Raw genomic sequence first — 14,892 nt, 5'->3', positions numbered from 1 at the left:
CCGCCGGAGGGCTGGAAACGTTCATCAGTGGTCTGATGTGACGCGCGAATCGAGCAATCAGCATGCCACTTCTCCGTGACATGCCTGGCAGCGCCGCGGGCCTGGAATTCAGCTCCAACCCCTTGGAGTTGCTCGGCTTTTTCGCGTGCCTTCAGGGGCACCGGTTCCGGCCTGGCGCCCCTCCCCCCGTGGCGGATTGCTGATTCCCTCCTGAACCGCGACACCGATGTCCGGGATTTGTCATCCCCGTCCTTGGCATCCCCGCGCCCTGCCCCCCTCCTCGTCAACCCGTGTCTTCCATGCAACACGGGCGCGTCCATAGCGCAAGGAACTCAACGACGCAAACACTCGCAGTGACAATGCCCCATACACAGGGCCCGTCATGCGGGGTGGCCAGTAGCACCACGACAGGGCTGTATCAGCGTGCGGGGGTGGTGAGGAACCTGTCCCGAAGGGCCTCTGCGTCCGGCCGATCAAAGCCCCGGCCCTGGAGGTGGGTGCGGCGGCTGACGGCGTGGAAGGTGGACTCCAGCGTCTGGATGAAGCGCCGCAGGTCCTCGCCGAGCCGGGCGCGGATGCCAGGCCCCTCTGGCGGCCAGGGCAGCTCCACCAGCAGCGAGGTGAAGCGGTCGAAGGCGTCGTAGTCGCCGTAGCGCAGCAGCTGGTAGCCGCCGTCGTGGAAGTAGCCCAGGAAGTCCTTGAGGGCGTCCAGCGCGCGCTCGGCGGCGGGGACGTCCTCGGCGCGCAGGTGGGACTCCGCGGCGCGGCACAGCTGGGCGTACACCCACAGGTCCTTGCGCAGGCGCAGCGCCGCCTCCTGGGGGCTCATCAGCTCGTCGAAGACGCCGTCGGCCAGGCCCCCGTTGGGCGCGAGCGCCTCCACCAGCGCCACCACCTGCGCGCGCAGCACCGCCGTGAAGGCGGACGCGGCGCGCAGCGGGGCTTCCGCGTCGCGGTCCAGGTTGACCAGCACGTCGCGGGCCACGCGCTCCGTCTCCCGGGCGATGTCACGGGCGGCGCGCAGCGTGGCGGCCTGCAGGGACTTGGAGCCGGCCTTCGGAGACAGCTCCGAGTGCATCCACGACGCCAGCGCGGTGGCCTCGCTGCGCACCAGCGCCAGCAGCACGCGCACGCGGCGGGAGAAGGGCGGCTGCTCCTCCGCGTCCACGTAGGCCAGGTAGTGCAGCAGCCGGAAGAGGCCCAGGAAGGCGGTGGTGAAGGCGGTGCGCTGCTCCTCCTGGAGGGTGACCAGCGTGTCCAGCAGCCGCACCGAGCGGAGCCGGTCGTATTCGACGCGGAACTCCAGCGGGCGGAAGGGACGGAAGTAGCGGTTGAGGACGATCTCCCGCAGGGACAGCTTGCCCACGTCCTGGAACAGGCCGAGGTTCGCCGCCGGCAGCTTGAGCAGGTGGTCCAGCAGGTTCTTCAGCGCGTCGAAGGCCTCGCGCAGCACGAAGAGGCTTTCGGGCGGCGTCTCCTGGTCCAGCTGCTCTTCAATGAGCGCGCGCCGGACGCGGTCGTCCGCCAGTTGGGTCTCCACGTACTTGCGGAAGACCATCTTCTGGTCGCTGTCCGGGTCCTGCAGGTGGCGCGCGACGCGGATGGCGCGGTCCATGGCGTCGCGCACGTCCGCCAGCTCCTCGCGGAAGTCACGCGTGACGAGCGGCCTGTCGCGCGCGTCCACCACCGTGTTGAGGTTGAGGTAGCGCTCCACCGCGCGCAGCAGCATCTCGAACTCGAACAGCAGCTCCTCCCGCCCCTCCACGGGCACGCCCCGCAGCCAGCGCTCGCGTTCGGCGAGGAAGCCGGCGCGCGACGTCTGGGAGGCGCGCATCAGGTCGGCGTAGAAGTCGCGGGGGACGTGGGGCGACGAGGAAGGCGTGTCCTGGCTCATGGCATCTCAGAAGAGGCTGCCCTGGGGCGTGGGCGGTGGTTGCTTCTTGAAATACTGGTACGCGCGATGCGTGGCCATCCGGCCCCGCGGCGTGCGCTGGAGGAAGCCTTCCTGCATCAGGAAGGGCTCGTACACGTCTTCAATGGTATCGCGCTGCTCGCCCACGCTGGCGGCGATGGTCTCCACGCCCACCGGGCCGCCGCCGAACTTGTCGAGGATGGTCAGCAGGATCTTGCGGTCCATGGAGTCCAGGCCGCTGGCGTCCACCCCGAGCCTGTCCAGCGACTTCTGCGCCAGCTCCAGGGTGATTCTGCCATTGCCTTCGACCTCCGCGAAGTCACGCAGCCGGCGCAGCAGCCGGTTGGTGATGCGCGGCGTGCCCCGCGAGCGGCTGGCCACCTCGCGGGCGGCGTCCTTGTCCAGGGGAATGCCCAGGATGCGCGCGGAGCGGTGGAGGATGCTCTCCAGCGCCTTGGCGTCGTAGTACTCCAGCCGCTCCTGAATCTGGAAGCGGTCGCGCAGCGGCGAGGTGAGCAGGCCGGTGCGCGTGGTGGCGCCAATCAACGTGAAGGGCGGCAAATCAATCTTCATCGCCCGGGCGGCGGGCCCGGTGTCGATGGTGATGTCCAGCCGGAAGTCCTCCATGGCCGGGTAGAGGTATTCCTCCACGGCGGCGTTGAGGCGGTGGATTTCATCGATGAAGAGCACGTCGCGCGCGTCGAGGTTGGTGAGCAGGCCCGCCAGGTCTCCCTTGCGCTCCAGGGCGGGGCCGCTGGTGACGTGGATTCCCACGCCCAGCTCGTTCGCGATGATGTGCGCCAGCGACGTCTTGCCCAGGCCCGGCGGGCCGGAGAACAGGCAGTGGTCCAGGGCCTCGCCCCGGCTGCGCGCGGCCTGCACGTAGACCTTGAGCTTCTCGACGACGGGCCCCTGGCCCACGTACTCGTCGAACGAGCGCGGACGCAGGGAGGCCTCGAGCCGGACGTCCTCGGGCAGGACGTCTTCCGAGAGTGTGTCGGACTTCCTCGCCATGACCATCCGGACCCTATACAGGAAGGCCGCGCGTGTCGCCGCACATCTGGCGGCGATACACTCCGTGGGCCGCCGGGCCCGCCAGCCAGGCGGGCGCGGACAGGGGAAGGTGGGCCCCGCTCCCGACGTTCCTGGCACAGCCTCCGCCGACACTCCGAGGCGATTGAAGTGCGCCTGCCGTGTGCGAGAGTCGAGTCTGGAGACCGCATGAACCCGAGCCCCGCGTTTCGTCCCCTCCCTTCCCTGGCCGGTGCGCGCGCCGAACCCGTGCCCGGGCTCCGGCTCCAGAAGCTCCGCCGGGCCGCGCTGGATGCGCGGGAGGCCTTCGTGAAGGAAGGCCCGGTGGCCGCGGTGGCCACCTGCGACCTCGTCACCTTCCCCTACCCCGCCCCGTTCGCCTTCAGCGGCGCGGCGGCGTCTCCGGCGCCCTACGTCATGCTGACGAACCGGATGCAGGTGGTGCAGTTCGTGGACCGGGAGGGCGCGCGGCGCACGCTGCTGTTCAACCCGTCCGACTACGAGCGCGGCGTCTCCGCCCCCTTCTACCGCGCGCTGCGCGAGCGCTACGGCGCCTTCGTCTCCGACAAGGTGATGTCCACGCGGCACGGCTCGGTGCAGAGCCACCTGGCCGCGCTGGGCCTCACTCCGGCGGACGTGGACTACCTGGCCTTCGACCACCTCCACATCCAGGACCTGCGCGGCTGGCTGGGCGGTGACGGCATGCCCGCGTACTTCCCCCGGGCCCGCCTGCTGGTGCAGCGCGCCGAATGGGAGGTGGCCCTGGAGCCGCACCCCATGCAGGCGGTGTGGCTCGTGCCGGGCGGCGCCGACATCCCGCGCGAGCGCGTGGTGCTGCTGGACGGCGACGTGTGGCTGGGCCAGGGCGCGGCGCTGCTCAGCACGCCCGGCCACACGCGCGGCAACATGTCGCTGGCGGTGGCCACCTCGCGCGAGGTGTTCGTCACCAGCGAGAATGGCGTGGCCACGGAGAGCTACACGCCGCTGCAGTCCGCCATCCCCGGCGTGCGCCGCTTCGCCGAGCACATGGGCTGGGAGGTCGTCCTCAACGGCAACACGCGCGAGGACTCCCTGGACCAGTACTCCTCCATGGTGGTGGAGAAGCTGTTCGCGGGCACGTCCTCCGTGGAGGGCGCGTTCATCAACTTCCACCCGTCCTCGCAGCTCACCGCGCACGTCATGGCGCCTGGCTTGTCGCCCACCATCGTCCTGCCCGCGCCCAACTTCGGCGACGTGCGGCCCACCCCCGCGTCACGGCGGGCCGCGTAGCGCTCAGCAGTCCCGGCTGAGGCAGAGCCACCAGGGGCGGAAGGGCACCGCGTACAGCTCCTGGTCCCTGTCGCCGTCCGACGCGGCGAAGAAGATGTTGAAGCCGGCGCGCACGAAGTTGAACGGGTTCGACGACGCGGCCCCTGGCGCGATGTCCAGCAGCCGGCTCGTCACCCAGGGGCGGCCGGCGCTGTACCAGACCTCGCGCCCGTGCCCCGCCGTCTCCGCGGAGAAGAACAGCCAGCCGGACTCGGCCTGGAGCCCCGTGGGCATGCTGCCCACCGGCCCCGGCTCGATGTCGCGCACCATCATCGTGCCCTGCGCCGTGCCGTCGGTCCGCCACAGCTCGCGGCCGTGCACGCCGTCGTCCGCGGTGAAGTACAGCGCGCCGCCCAGCGCGACCAGCTCCTTGGGCATCGAACCCTGGGGACCGGGCCAGAGGTCCCCGACGAGCCCCGTGCCCTCCACCGAGCCGTCACTGCGCCACAGCTCGCCGCCGTGCACCGCGTCGCCTGGGTTGCCGTACCAGTCTGCCGCCCCCGCCAGGAAGTACAGCGTGTCATCCAGCGCGGCGAGGTACGCAGGGTAGTCGCCTGCGAAGGTCCGCACCCGCTCGGCCAACGGTGGAGCCGTGCGCGCCACCCACAGCTCGGCCTGCTCCGTGCCCGGGTCCAACAGGAAGAACAGGTGCCGGCCCGCCGGCGTCAGCCCGAAAATCACCCCGGCGCCCTGCTGGGAGAACAGCCGCGTCGGCCGGCCCTGGCGGTCCACCCACCAGAGCACCGTCTCCGCGGCGTTGGCGGACACCAGCGCCAGGCCCTTGCCCCACGCCGTCAACTGGCTCAGGGAAAGTGAACCCGCGCCGGGCAGGAAGTCATGCACCCGCTCCGTGCCCTTGTCCGTGCCGTCGGTGCGCCACAGCTCGCGGCCGGACAGCCCGTCATCCGCCGTGAAGTAGAGGGCGCCGTCCACCTCGGTGAGGAACTCCGGCGCCGCGCCCACCGTCCCATGCCGCACGTCCCGCACCAGCACCGTGCCGTCCGCGGTGCCGTCCGTGCGCCACAGCTCGGCGCCATGCGCGCCGTCGTCCGCGACGAAGAAGACCCAGGACCCCACCCGCGTCAGGTTCCGAGGCTGCGAACCCGCCGGCCCCGGCCGCAGGTCCTTCAGCCGGACGGTCTGCCGCGACCCGTCGATGCTGGCCCACAGCTCGCGGCCACTGACGCCGTCATCCGCGGTGAAGACGAGCACCTCGCCCGCTCGCGCCAGCTCCTGCGGATGCGAACCTGTCAGCCCCGGCCGGATGTCACGCAGCCGCTGGGCCGTGTCGCTGCACACCGCCCAGGGCTGCGGAAACAGGACGGGCCCCTTGCGCGCAGACGCCTCCGTCGACTCGTCGACAGGTGCCTGCGACCCGGGAACGGCCCGCGCCCATTCCTCCCCCGCCTCACCTTCCACCAGCGGCTCACACTCCGCCGCTCCCCCGCAAAGCAGCGACAGCCACACAGGAATGGCACGCCATGACGTCATGTATGCAACCCTCATCCTCGGCGCCGTGCCGGCCCTCGCCACTGGGACTGGAAAGTGTCACCCATGCCGGATGCTCCTACTCGGACTCGGGTAGGAAATCGCGTCTGCTGTCCGGCATCACGCGACGCCTGACGACTTCTGCAGACAGGGCAACACTGGGGCCTTCTGGCCCCAGCGACTTTCAAGCTCTCAACCCCAGAGAGGACAGTACGGCCCAGCCGTTCTCCTGGATTTTGCCGTCACAGCGCCGTCACACCGGCGTGTCGTAGCGTTCAGCCGCCGGAGCGGAGCGCCTTGAGGGCCTCGCGGAACAGCGCCTGGAAGGTGGCCTCCGCTCCCAACCGTTCGCCGGCCAGGTCCGCGGCCTTCTCCGCCTGGGGCTGCTTGTAGCCGAGGTTGAGCAGCGCGGAGACGAGGTCCGCATGGGCGCCACTGACGGCGGGCGGCGCGGTGCCACGGGACACCGCTTCCAGGTGAATCGTCTTCACCTTGTCCTTGAGCTCCAGCACCAGCCGCTCGGCGGTCTTCTTCCCCACGCCGTGAATCTTCGCCAGCCGCGCCACCTCGCCCCGCGACAGCGCCGCCACCAGTTCCGGCACCTCCATGCCGGACATCACCATCAACGACAGCCGGGGCCCCACCCGCGACACGCTGTTGAGCAGCAGGAACACCTCTTCCTCACCCTTCGTCAGGAAGCCGAAGAGGTCGAAGGCGTCCTCGCGCACCACGGTGCGCACGCGCACGTCCACCGGCTGTCCCTCCTCCGGCAGCTTCCCCAGCGTCAGCATGGAGAAGTTCACCCGGTAGCCCACGCCGCCCACGTCGATGGTGGCGTCCTCCAGGTCCTTCTCCAGCACCGTCCCGCGCAACCGCGAAATCATCTCGCCTCCGGACGCCGGTACGCGGGCGCCAGCCGGTCCGCCAGCAGCGACGCCGCGCCCTTGCGCTTCTTTCCCGATGCGGACGCCGCCGGTACCGCGGCCCGCCCATGGTTGAGGTGGCACAGCGCCACCGCCAGCGCATCACTCGCGTCCGCGCGCTCCAGCACCGACGCCTCCAGGTCCAGGAAGGTCCGCACCATCCGCGCCACCGCGCCCTTCCCGTCCGCGCCGCCCGCCCCCACCGCCTTCTTCACCTTCGCCGGGGCGTATTCGAAGACGGGCAGCCCCGCCTGCGCCGCCGCCAGCAGCGCGACGCCGCGCGCGTGCCCCAGCACCAGCGCGCTGCGCGCGTTGCGGAAGGTGAACACGCCTTCCACCGCCACCGCGTCCGGACGGTATTTCACCAGGGCCGCCGTCAGCGCGCCGTGCAAGTCCCGCAGGCGGTCCGACAGCGGCAGCGCCGGGTCGCCCTTGATGACGCCGTGGCCCACGTGCACCAGCCGGCCCCGCTTCTCCTCCACCACCCCGAAGCCCATGAACCGGCTTCCCGGGTCAACGCCAAGCACGCGCACGTTCCACTCCGTTCCAGGACTCCGCTACTGCAACAACGAATCCAGCATCGCGTCTTCGATTTCGTAGTTCCCGTGCACGTTCTGCACGTCGTCGTTCTCCTCGAGCGCGTCCAGCAGCTTCAGGAGCTTCTTCGCCGTGTCCACGTCCAGCGCGACGGTGTTCTGGGGGAGGAACACCCACCGCTGCTGCCCCAGCGGCAGGCCCGACTCCTGGAGCCGCCCCGCCACCGTGTGCAGGTCCGCCGCCGCGGTGCGCACCTCGGCGCCTTCGTCCCCCAGCAGGATGACGTCCTCGGCGCCCGCGTCGATGGCCTGCTCCATCAACTGGTCCTCGGAGGGTCCGGACTTCACGCTGATGACGCCCTTCTTCTGGAACATCCAGGCCACCGCGCCCTCGGCGCCCAGGTTGCCGCCGTACGCGCTGAAGGTGGAGCGCATGTCGGCCGCGGTCCGGTTGCGGTTGTCGGTGAGGCACTCCACCAGGATGGCGACGCCGCCGGGGCCGTAGCCCTCATACGTCACCTCCTCGTAGCTCTCTCCCTCCAGCTCGCCCGTGCCCTTCTTGATGGCGCGCTCGATGGTGTCCTTCGGGATGTTGGCCTCGCGGGCCGCGGCCAGCGCGACGCGCAGACGGGCATTGCCGGAGGGCTCACCACCACCGAGCCGCGCGGCGACGGTGATTTCCTTGATGACCTTGGAGTACAGCTTCCCCTTGGTCGCGCCCATCGCGGCCTTCTGGCGCTTGATCTTCGACCACCGATTGTGACCGGACATGGGGGGTGTGCCTCAGCGGGCGCCCAGCGGATGGAGCACCCCGCGCCGGGCCTTGTCCCCTACCGGGGGCCGCCGAGTCAAACCCTTCAAACGCCCGCGTCGTCGGACCGGACAGCCCCCGTCAGGCCCTCCGCGCCGGGGCCCTTCTCCCGCGCCTCCACCGGCACGGCGTCCACGGCGGGCGCGGGCTCGAAGAAGCCGGGCACCTTGGCGCCACAGCGCGCCCGCTCGCGCTCCTCCAGCAGGCACGCGGGCACCAGGATGCCCAGCGCGAACAGCCGCGTGGACGCCTCGTACGCCACCGCCTCCGGGAACTGGCACTCCAGCAGCATGGCGCGCAGCGTCCGGCGCCCGTCGAAGAGGCGCACCACTTCGCCCACGTCCTCCGGCAGCGACGCCAGCAGCTCCGCCAGCCGGGTGAAGTCCACCGTCAGCCGCGACGCCAGCGGCAGGCCTCGGGCACGCAGCGCGTCGAAGCGCTCCAGGCCCTGCAGCACCGTCTCACACAGGTACGGGCGGTCCATGGTGAACGAGCCCTTGTGCAGTTCGGGCCCCAGCACCACCGAGTAGTCCCCCGCGCCGAAGCAGAGCATCCTCCGGAAGGCCAGGCTGCCGCGCTCACCGTTGAAGACGGCGTCCACCACCAGGCCGTGCCGGAAGGCGAACCAGCCCTGCCCCTCCGCCATCACCACGCGGCCAGAGCGGCCGCCCGCCAGCAGCGCTCGCGCCACGTCCGTCAGCGGCAGCCGCCGCGTGTCCGACTCGAAGGCCGCGTCACCGCTGCACCGGCCCGCCTTGAGCCGGGCCAGCGCCACCACGTCTCGCGCCTCCACGGGATGGGCCAGATAGTCGTCCGCGCCCACGCCGCCCGCCAGGTCCCGATGGAAGTCCTCTTCACGCCGAGCCAGCAGCACCACCGGCAGGTGCGCCGTGCGCGCGTCCGCGCGAACCTGGCCACACAGGCTGAAGCCGTCTCCGTCCTGGAGTTCCACCTCGGTGACGACCAACTGCGGCGGCGTGCCACCTTCCGCCAGCGACGCCAGCGCGGCCTGCGCGCCCGCGACCAACAGGACCTCGAAGCCCGCCTCCGCCAGCGCGGCGGCCAGCACGGCCTGCGCGCCCGGCGCCGAATCCACCAGCAACACGCGGGGCCGGCCCCGTGACGCACGGCGACGCGCCCCCGCCTCGGCCAGGGCTTCCGGTCCGGCATACGTGGAAGGTTGTGGGAGCGCGGTAGCCATGAATTACTAAATCTTCGCGCTAAGCCGGACAAATACGCAAGGTGCCGACAAGCCCCTGGAATCGTTGGGGTTTCCGCCCGCCACGGTGCGGGGTAGGGTGTGCACATGATGCGTTCCGGCTGCTTCGGCCCTCTCGTGTCCGCGCTGTTGCTCGTCTCCCTGGAGTCCGCCGCCCAGGCGCCCGCCCCCGCCGACGAAACGCCGCGCGTCACGACGTCTGACACAGCGCTCCTGCGCGGCACGAGCGAGGACCCGCTGGGCGCGGTGCTGGCCCCGGTGACGCTGCCGGACGGAGCCACGGCGCTCTACGGCTTCGTGGGCGCGCCGGAGCTTGGCGTGGGCTTCCGGCAAGGCATCTCCGGCTTCGAGCTGGAAGCGCGCGCACGGCTCCAGTGGTTCCAGCTCTCCGCCTCGCTGGAGCTCGCGGTGCGGCGCAAGGTGCTGGAGCAAGGCATCCTGTCCCTGGCGCCCACGCTGGGCCTGGGCGTGGTGCTCAACTCGGGTGCCACGTACATGGACGACCGGAACTACTCCGGCGTGCTGCTTCGCGTGTCGCCCGGGCTGGTGGCGGGCTGGCGCGTCGCGGACACGGTGTCCGTGCTGGGGTTGCTGGACGTGCCGGTGGACATCGGCCTGTCCAATGGCCAGTCGCGGCGCATCCAGGCGCTCGGCGGAGGCGGCGTGGAGGTGTACCTGGGCAGCAACCTGTCGGCGCTGGCGGCGGGCCAGCTCGGCGTGGAGTCCTTCCAGGAGCGCTCGGGTGAGAGCCACACGCGCCTGGGCTACAGCGTCCGGCTGGGCCTGGGCGTCCGGCTCTTCTGACTCACGTCAGCCCGAAGCGCTCCAGCTTCTTGAGCAGGCCCTGGCGCGACAGGCCCAGCGCCTCCGCCGTATGCGTGCGGTTGCCATTCAAGCGCCGCAGGGCCTCCTCGATTTCACGCCGCTCCAGCGCTTCCACCTTCTGCGCCAGCGTGGTGGCGCCCGGCGTGCTGGAGGGCCGGAGCCGCTCGCTGCCGGTGAAGGACAAATCCTCGGGCTGGATTTCGCGCCGCTCCCCCGCCAGCACGGTGGCGCGCTGCATCTCATGGCGCAGCTCGCGCAGGTTTCCCGGCCACGCGTGGGCCAGCAGGGCCTCCGCCACGGCGTCCGACAACAGCCGGGCTCGGCCGTCCGGACACAGGTGCGCGCACTGGTTGAGGAAGTGCTTGGCCAACAGCGGCAGGTCCGCGGGGCGCTCGCGCAGCGGCGGCAGGCGGATTTCAACGCCCTTCACGCGCCAGAAGAGGTCCTCGCGGAAGGCGCCTTCCTGCAGCATGCGGCCCAAGTCCCTGTGCGTGGCGGAGATGAGCCGCACGTCCACCTGGACAGGCCGGTCCGCGCCCACCGGCAGGATGTCGCCCGACTCCAGCGCGCGCAGCACCTTCACCTGGAGGGACGGCGACATGTCGCCCAGCTCGTCCAGGAAGAGCGTGCCTCCGTCCGCCTCCGCGAAGAGGCCGCGGTGGTCCTTGGTCGCCCCGGTGAAGCTGCCCTTCACGTGGCCAAACAGGGCGCTCTCCAGCAGGGACTCCGGCAGCGCGCCGCAGTTGATGGGGACGAAGGGCCCGTCATGACGCCGGCTCTTGAGGTGGACGGCGCGCGCGAGCAGCTCCTTGCCGGTGCCATTCTCCCCCGTGACGAGCACCGGCAGCTCACTGGCCGCCACGCGCTCCGCCAGGGCCGTGGCCGCCAGGAAGGACTCGCTCTGCCCCACCAGCGAGACACCGCCCGCCGCGCGCGTCAGCGAGCTGCGCAGCGTCTCCACCTGTCGTTCCAACTGCACCCGCGCCAGCGCCCGCTGCACCACCACCAGCAGCACGTCCGGGTCCACCGGCTTGGTGAGGAAGTCGTACGCGCCCAGGCGCACCGCTTCCAGCGTGTGCCGCGTGTCCCCTGCCCCGGACACGACGATGACCTTCGTCCCGGGCTTCGCGCTCAACAGCGCCGCCAGGCCCTCCAGCCCCGCGGAGACGCTGCCGTCGGGAGGCAGCATCAAGTCGAGCAACACCAGGGGGAAGTCGCGTGCGTCAATGGCGGCGCGAGCGGAGGGCCGGTCCGCGGCTTCCACCACCGCGTAGCCCGCCTCGCGCAGCAGCCCGCCATAGACTTTGCGGAACGCGGCGTCGTCATCCACGAGCAACAGCGGGTGCGGTGTGGACATGCGTGTGGCCTCCGCGTCAGTCCGGCAGCGGCGCCTGGCGCGGCGTCCCCATCAGCTCCAGGGTGCGCAGGGCCACCTGGATGAGCGTCTGGGCGCATGGCTCACACCCGCCGCCACAGCACCGCGGCCAACGGCCTTCCGGGTTGCGCAGCAGCGGGCGCACACAGGACTGGTAGTAGCTGGGCAAGCCGAGCTCCTCGCTGGCGCGGACCAGCGCGGCTTCGAACGGAGGTGGCGTGGATGGGGTGACGTCGGACACGAGGCCGTTTTAACAGCCGCCGTGTCCGCTGCCCACTCGCCCCAGCCCGTGACAGCGCGAATCACAGCAGCGAGGCCTGCGCGGAGACTTCGGGCGCGCTCGTCATGGGCTGGCACGTGGCACACCAGTACGTGTTCCGCCCGCCGAGGCGTTGATGGGAAACGGGCGTGGCGCAGCGCGGGCACGGCGCCCCCGCGCGGCCGAACACGTTGCGCCGGTGCTTCGCCTGCCCCTGGACGCCAAAGAGGTCCCGCTGGGTTCCTCGCATGCGGAGCCCTTCATCGAGCACCGCCTGGATGGCGCGATCCAACCGGACCACCTCATCGGCCGTGAGGGACGACGCCAGCCGACGTGGCTCAATCCCCGCCTGCCACAGGCTCTCATCCGCGTCCCGGTTGCCGAGCCCCGCCACCACCCGCTGGTTGAGGAGCACCGTCTTGAGGGGGCTCTTCCGCCGCCCAAGCTGACGCGCCAGCACCGCTGGGGTGAACTCCACTCCCAGCGCCTCCGGTCCGAGTCCGTCCAGTTTCAAGCGCGCGGCCAGCTCATCGGAAGGGGCCAGGGCGAGGCGCGCGTAGCCGAGCGAGTCCGTGAACCGCAGCTCCTCGCCGCCCTCCAGTTCGAGCACCACCAGCGTCGAAGCCGGGCGCTCACTCCCCTTGGGGCGCAGCGCCAGCTCACCGAAGAGCATGAAGTGCAGCGCGAGCGTCGTCCCGTCATCGAGCGCGAGCAGGATGAACTTGGCCCTCCGGTTCGCTGCGGTGACCTGCCGCCCCTTCAAGGCTTCGATGAAGTCCGGCGGCGACGGGAAGCGGACGGCTGCGGAAACCAGGACCTCCGCCCCCACGAAGCGGCGGCCCACGACGGCCTGCCGCAAGTCCCGGGTGATGATTTCGACTTCAGGCACCTCTGCCACGCGGACGTCTCCTCCGCACATGCATGGTGTCGGCGCCTGGCGTCGTGCCACGAGGACGCCCTCGCGTCACGGCGCCCGGCTGCCCTCCGAGCGGAGCGCGCGACGCCGCGCCCCCTGGGCTCAGGCGCGGACTTCCACCTCGCGGACGTCGCGAGAGACCTCCCGCACCTCGACCTTCACATCCAAGAATTGGGCGATGGTGTGGAGCTGCGTCTCGGCATGTCCGTCCAGCGGCAGCGTGCGGAACGTGCCGCCCTTCGCCAGGGCCAGGAGGAGCAGCAGTTGGTCACACAGGTGCTCGCCCACCGGCACGCCCGCATCGAGGTAGCGTTTCACCTCTTCAACGACGTGTTCGGCCACGGCCTCCGCCCGCTTCCCCCGCTCACCGAAGCCGGTGAAGACCTCCGTCACGTGTTCACTCTCCACCTCGGCGACCAGCACGTTTCCGGGTCCCAGCGGGCGCTTCAGCTCCTCCGTCCGGAGCTCATCGGGCCGCCACTTCAGCGCCGCCCCCGCCGTACCCAGCTCGCGCTGCGCCACGTCGAACGGAATCATCGCAATCACAGCCTTCAGGTCGCGACGGACCACGCGCCCCCGCTCCAGCAGGTGCAACGGCTTCAGCGGCGCGGGCCGCACGTCGACCCGGAACCTCCCGCCCCCGGCCGGGAAGAAGCCAGCCCGCTCCAGCGTCGCCTCCACGGAAGGCCCCATGCGACGGACCAGCGGCAGATACGCCCGCTGGAGGAAGTCGAACGGTGGCGCCATGGGGTTGTGCGTTCCACCCTCCAACATCAACGTGGAAGGCCCGTCCGCCAGGAGCAGCGCCGGAAGCACCGTCTGGAGCACCAGCGTCGCGCTGCCCGCGGTGCCCACCGCGAAGTGGTAGTTCCCCGCGGCCAGGGCGCGCGGCCGGAAGGTCAGCTCGCGCGAGCCGAGCTCCGCGCCCGACACCTCCGCGGCCCCCACGGCCTCCGCCGCCTTCACCGACGTCAGGTGCTGACGCAGCAGGCCCGGCTTCTTCCGGCCCGCGCGGATGTTCTGGATGGTGAAGGGCGTGCCCGTCACCAGCGACAGCGCCAGCGAGGTGCGCAACACCTGCCCCCCGCCCTCTCCCTGTGAGCCATCAATGCGCACCATGACGTACTCCTCCTTGCTGCTCGCGAATCACGAACCACCCGGCGCGCACTGACACCCCCGTGAAAATAGCGGCGCCCGCGCCCCCATCCTGGCGGCCTTTCGGCCTCTTGGGGAGCGCGGGCGCCTCGGTGTCTTCATCCCGGCATGGTCACCTCTGGGTTTCACTAACCCTTCACGCACACGACCTGCTTCAGGGTGTGGACCACTTCGACCAGGTCCGCCTGCGCCGCCATCACCGCGTCGATGGGCTTGTACGCAGCCGGCGTCTCGTCGATGACGTCCACGTCCTTGCGGCACTCCACGCCCGCGGTCGCCTTCGCGTGGTCCTCCACCGTGAAGCGCCGCTTCGCCGCCTCACGCGACATCACCCGACCCGCGCCGTGGCTGCAGGAGTGGAAGCTGTCCGCGTTCCCCTTCCCTCGGACGATGAACGAACGCGCGCCCATGCTTCCGGGGATGATGCCGAGGTCACCCTCGCGCGCCCGCACCGCGCCCTTGCGCGTCACGAAGCAGTTCTTTCCGAAGTGGTGCTCACGGGCGATGTAGTTGTGGTGGCAGTTCACCGCCGCGTCCTTCAGCTCGAACGGAGGCAGTTCACCGCTCAATTGCAGCGCCTCCACCGCCTCATGCAGCATCAGCGCCCGGTTCGTGGCGGCGTAGTCCTGCGCCCAGCCCACCGCGAAGACGTAGTCCTCGAAGTGCTCCGTCCCCTCCGCCAGGTACGCCAGGTCTCCATCCGGCAGGTTGATGAACCAGCGGCGCATGTCCTGCTTCGCCAGCTCGATGAAGTAGCTCCCGATGCGGTTCCCCACGCCGCGCGAGCCGGAGTGCAACATCAGCCACACGCCCTCCGACTCATCGAGGCACAGCTCGATGAAGTGGTTCCCCGTCCCCAGCGTCCCCAGGTGCGACAACTCCGGCCCACGGCCGATGCGCGGATGCTTCCCGACGATGCGGTCGTACCCCTCCACCAACCGCGCCCACTCCTGCTGGTGCCGCGCGGGCGCCACACGCCACGCGCCCACGTCGTTGCGGCCACCGTTGTCGGAGCGGCCATGCGGCACCGCCCGCTCAATCGCCGAGCGCACCCCACGCAGCGAGTCCGGAAGCTGGTCCGCCCGCAGCGTCGTGCGAACGGCGATCATCCCGCAGCCGATGTCCACCCCCAC

14 protein-coding genes are annotated in these 14,892 nt (G+C 70.8%); 2 read left to right on the top strand and 12 right to left on the bottom strand.

Annotation, left to right across the window (positions count from 1 at the left end; translation table 11 throughout):
• Positions 1 to 418: 418 nt before the first annotated feature.
• Positions 419 to 1,894 (bottom strand): hypothetical protein, encoded by a 1,476-nt coding sequence (locus tag HV824_RS05390; protein ID WP_176417700.1) that lies wholly within the window; start codon positions 1,892 to 1,894, stop codon positions 419 to 421.
• A 6-nt stretch (positions 1,895 to 1,900) separates the two neighbouring features.
• Positions 1,901 to 2,932, bottom strand: a complete 1,032-nt coding sequence (gene ruvB, locus HV824_RS05385; RefSeq protein WP_176417699.1) for a Holliday junction branch migration DNA helicase RuvB — start codon at positions 2,930 to 2,932, stop codon at positions 1,901 to 1,903.
• 201 nt (positions 2,933 to 3,133) lie between these two features.
• On the opposite strand from ruvB, the gene HV824_RS05380 reads away from it, so the two are divergent.
• Positions 3,134 to 4,213, top strand: a complete 1,080-nt coding sequence (locus HV824_RS05380) for a hypothetical protein (protein ID WP_176417698.1) — start codon at positions 3,134 to 3,136, stop codon at positions 4,211 to 4,213.
• A gap of 3 nt (positions 4,214 to 4,216) precedes the next feature.
• Here the strand turns inward: HV824_RS05380 and HV824_RS05375 are convergent, their stop codons facing one another.
• From HV824_RS05375 to HV824_RS05355, 5 genes are all read right to left on the bottom strand, one after another.
• Entirely contained in the window at positions 4,217 to 5,743 is a 1,527-nt protein-coding gene (locus HV824_RS05375) for an ELWxxDGT repeat protein (protein WP_255207780.1), read from the bottom strand.
• A 272-nt stretch (positions 5,744 to 6,015) separates the two neighbouring features.
• Positions 6,016 to 6,624, bottom strand: a complete 609-nt coding sequence (ruvA, locus tag HV824_RS05370) for a Holliday junction branch migration protein RuvA (protein WP_176417696.1) — start codon at positions 6,622 to 6,624, stop codon at positions 6,016 to 6,018.
• The gene (ruvC, locus tag HV824_RS05365) at positions 6,621 to 7,196 is read right to left on the bottom strand and encodes a crossover junction endodeoxyribonuclease RuvC (RefSeq protein ID WP_176417695.1); all 576 of its coding nucleotides are present in this window, start codon (positions 7,194 to 7,196) and stop codon (positions 6,621 to 6,623) included. Before ruvC ends, ruvA begins: the two co-directional genes overlap by 4 nt.
• A gap of 24 nt (positions 7,197 to 7,220) precedes the next feature.
• Positions 7,221 to 7,970, bottom strand: a complete 750-nt coding sequence (locus HV824_RS05360) for a YebC/PmpR family DNA-binding transcriptional regulator (RefSeq protein WP_176417694.1) — start codon at positions 7,968 to 7,970, stop codon at positions 7,221 to 7,223.
• Positions 7,971 to 8,056: 86 nt separating this feature from the next.
• Positions 8,057 to 9,211, bottom strand: coding sequence for a PleD family two-component system response regulator (locus HV824_RS05355; RefSeq protein ID WP_176422818.1), 1,155 nt, complete (start codon positions 9,209 to 9,211; stop codon positions 8,057 to 8,059).
• Positions 9,212 to 9,316: 105 nt separating this feature from the next.
• On the opposite strand from HV824_RS05355, the gene HV824_RS05350 reads away from it, so the two are divergent.
• Positions 9,317 to 10,033, top strand: a complete 717-nt coding sequence (locus tag HV824_RS05350) for a hypothetical protein (RefSeq protein ID WP_176417692.1) — start codon at positions 9,317 to 9,319, stop codon at positions 10,031 to 10,033.
• 1 nt (position 10,034) lies between these two features.
• On the opposite strand, the gene HV824_RS05345 is transcribed toward HV824_RS05350, so the two are convergent.
• From HV824_RS05345 to HV824_RS05325, 5 genes are all read right to left on the bottom strand, one after another.
• Positions 10,035 to 11,411, bottom strand: a complete 1,377-nt coding sequence (locus HV824_RS05345) for a sigma-54 dependent transcriptional regulator (protein ID WP_176422817.1) — start codon at positions 11,409 to 11,411, stop codon at positions 10,035 to 10,037.
• A 16-nt stretch (positions 11,412 to 11,427) separates the two neighbouring features.
• Positions 11,428 to 11,670 carry a hypothetical protein gene (locus HV824_RS05340; RefSeq protein WP_163783905.1) on the bottom strand — a complete coding sequence of 81 codons (243 nt, stop codon included), beginning with the start codon at positions 11,668 to 11,670 and terminating at the stop codon, positions 11,428 to 11,430.
• A gap of 61 nt (positions 11,671 to 11,731) precedes the next feature.
• Positions 11,732 to 12,586: a bifunctional DNA-formamidopyrimidine glycosylase/DNA-(apurinic or apyrimidinic site) lyase gene (mutM, locus tag HV824_RS05335; protein WP_368738022.1), complete on the bottom strand. Its 855-nt coding sequence runs from the start codon at positions 12,584 to 12,586 to the stop codon at positions 11,732 to 11,734.
• Positions 12,587 to 12,706: 120 nt separating this feature from the next.
• Positions 12,707 to 13,723 (bottom strand): RNA 3'-terminal phosphate cyclase, encoded by a 1,017-nt coding sequence (gene rtcA / locus HV824_RS05330; RefSeq protein ID WP_176417689.1) that lies wholly within the window; start codon positions 13,721 to 13,723, stop codon positions 12,707 to 12,709.
• Between the two features lie 164 nt (positions 13,724 to 13,887).
• The coding region (locus HV824_RS05325; protein ID WP_176422815.1) for an RtcB family protein at positions 13,888 to 14,892 on the bottom strand (1,005 nt) is incomplete at its 5' end.

It is taken from the genome of Myxococcus sp. AM009, assembly GCF_013372605.1.
Classification (GTDB): Bacteria; Myxococcota; Myxococcia; order Myxococcales; family Myxococcaceae; genus Myxococcus; species Myxococcus vastator.
This window is presented reverse-complemented; position numbering and strand designations above follow the sequence as displayed.

Bases quoted from the DNA above. Each gene is read 5' to 3' on its own strand.
- HV824_RS05360 (WP_176417694.1), bottom strand. From the start codon at position 7,970: ATGTCCGGTCACAATCGGTGGTCGAAGATCAAGCGCCAGAAGGCCGCG.
- HV824_RS05375 (WP_255207780.1), bottom strand. From the start codon at position 5,743: ATGACGTCATGGCGTGCCATTCCTGTGTGGCTGTCGCTGCTTTGCGGG.
- HV824_RS05355 (WP_176422818.1), bottom strand. From the start codon at position 9,211: ATGGCTACCGCGCTCCCACAACCTTCCACGTATGCCGGACCGGAAGCC.
- ruvB (WP_176417699.1), bottom strand. From the start codon at position 2,932: ATGGTCATGGCGAGGAAGTCCGACACACTCTCGGAAGACGTCCTGCCC.
- HV824_RS05350 (WP_176417692.1), top strand. From the start codon at position 9,317: ATGATGCGTTCCGGCTGCTTCGGCCCTCTCGTGTCCGCGCTGTTGCTC.
- ruvA (WP_176417696.1), bottom strand. From the start codon at position 6,624: ATGATTTCGCGGTTGCGCGGGACGGTGCTGGAGAAGGACCTGGAGGAC.
- rtcA (WP_176417689.1), bottom strand. From the start codon at position 13,723: ATGGTGCGCATTGATGGCTCACAGGGAGAGGGCGGGGGGCAGGTGTTG.
- HV824_RS05345 (WP_176422817.1), bottom strand. From the start codon at position 11,411: ATGTCCACACCGCACCCGCTGTTGCTCGTGGATGACGACGCCGCGTTC.
- HV824_RS05380 (WP_176417698.1), top strand. From the start codon at position 3,134: ATGAACCCGAGCCCCGCGTTTCGTCCCCTCCCTTCCCTGGCCGGTGCG.
- HV824_RS05390 (WP_176417700.1), bottom strand. From the start codon at position 1,894: ATGAGCCAGGACACGCCTTCCTCGTCGCCCCACGTCCCCCGCGACTTC.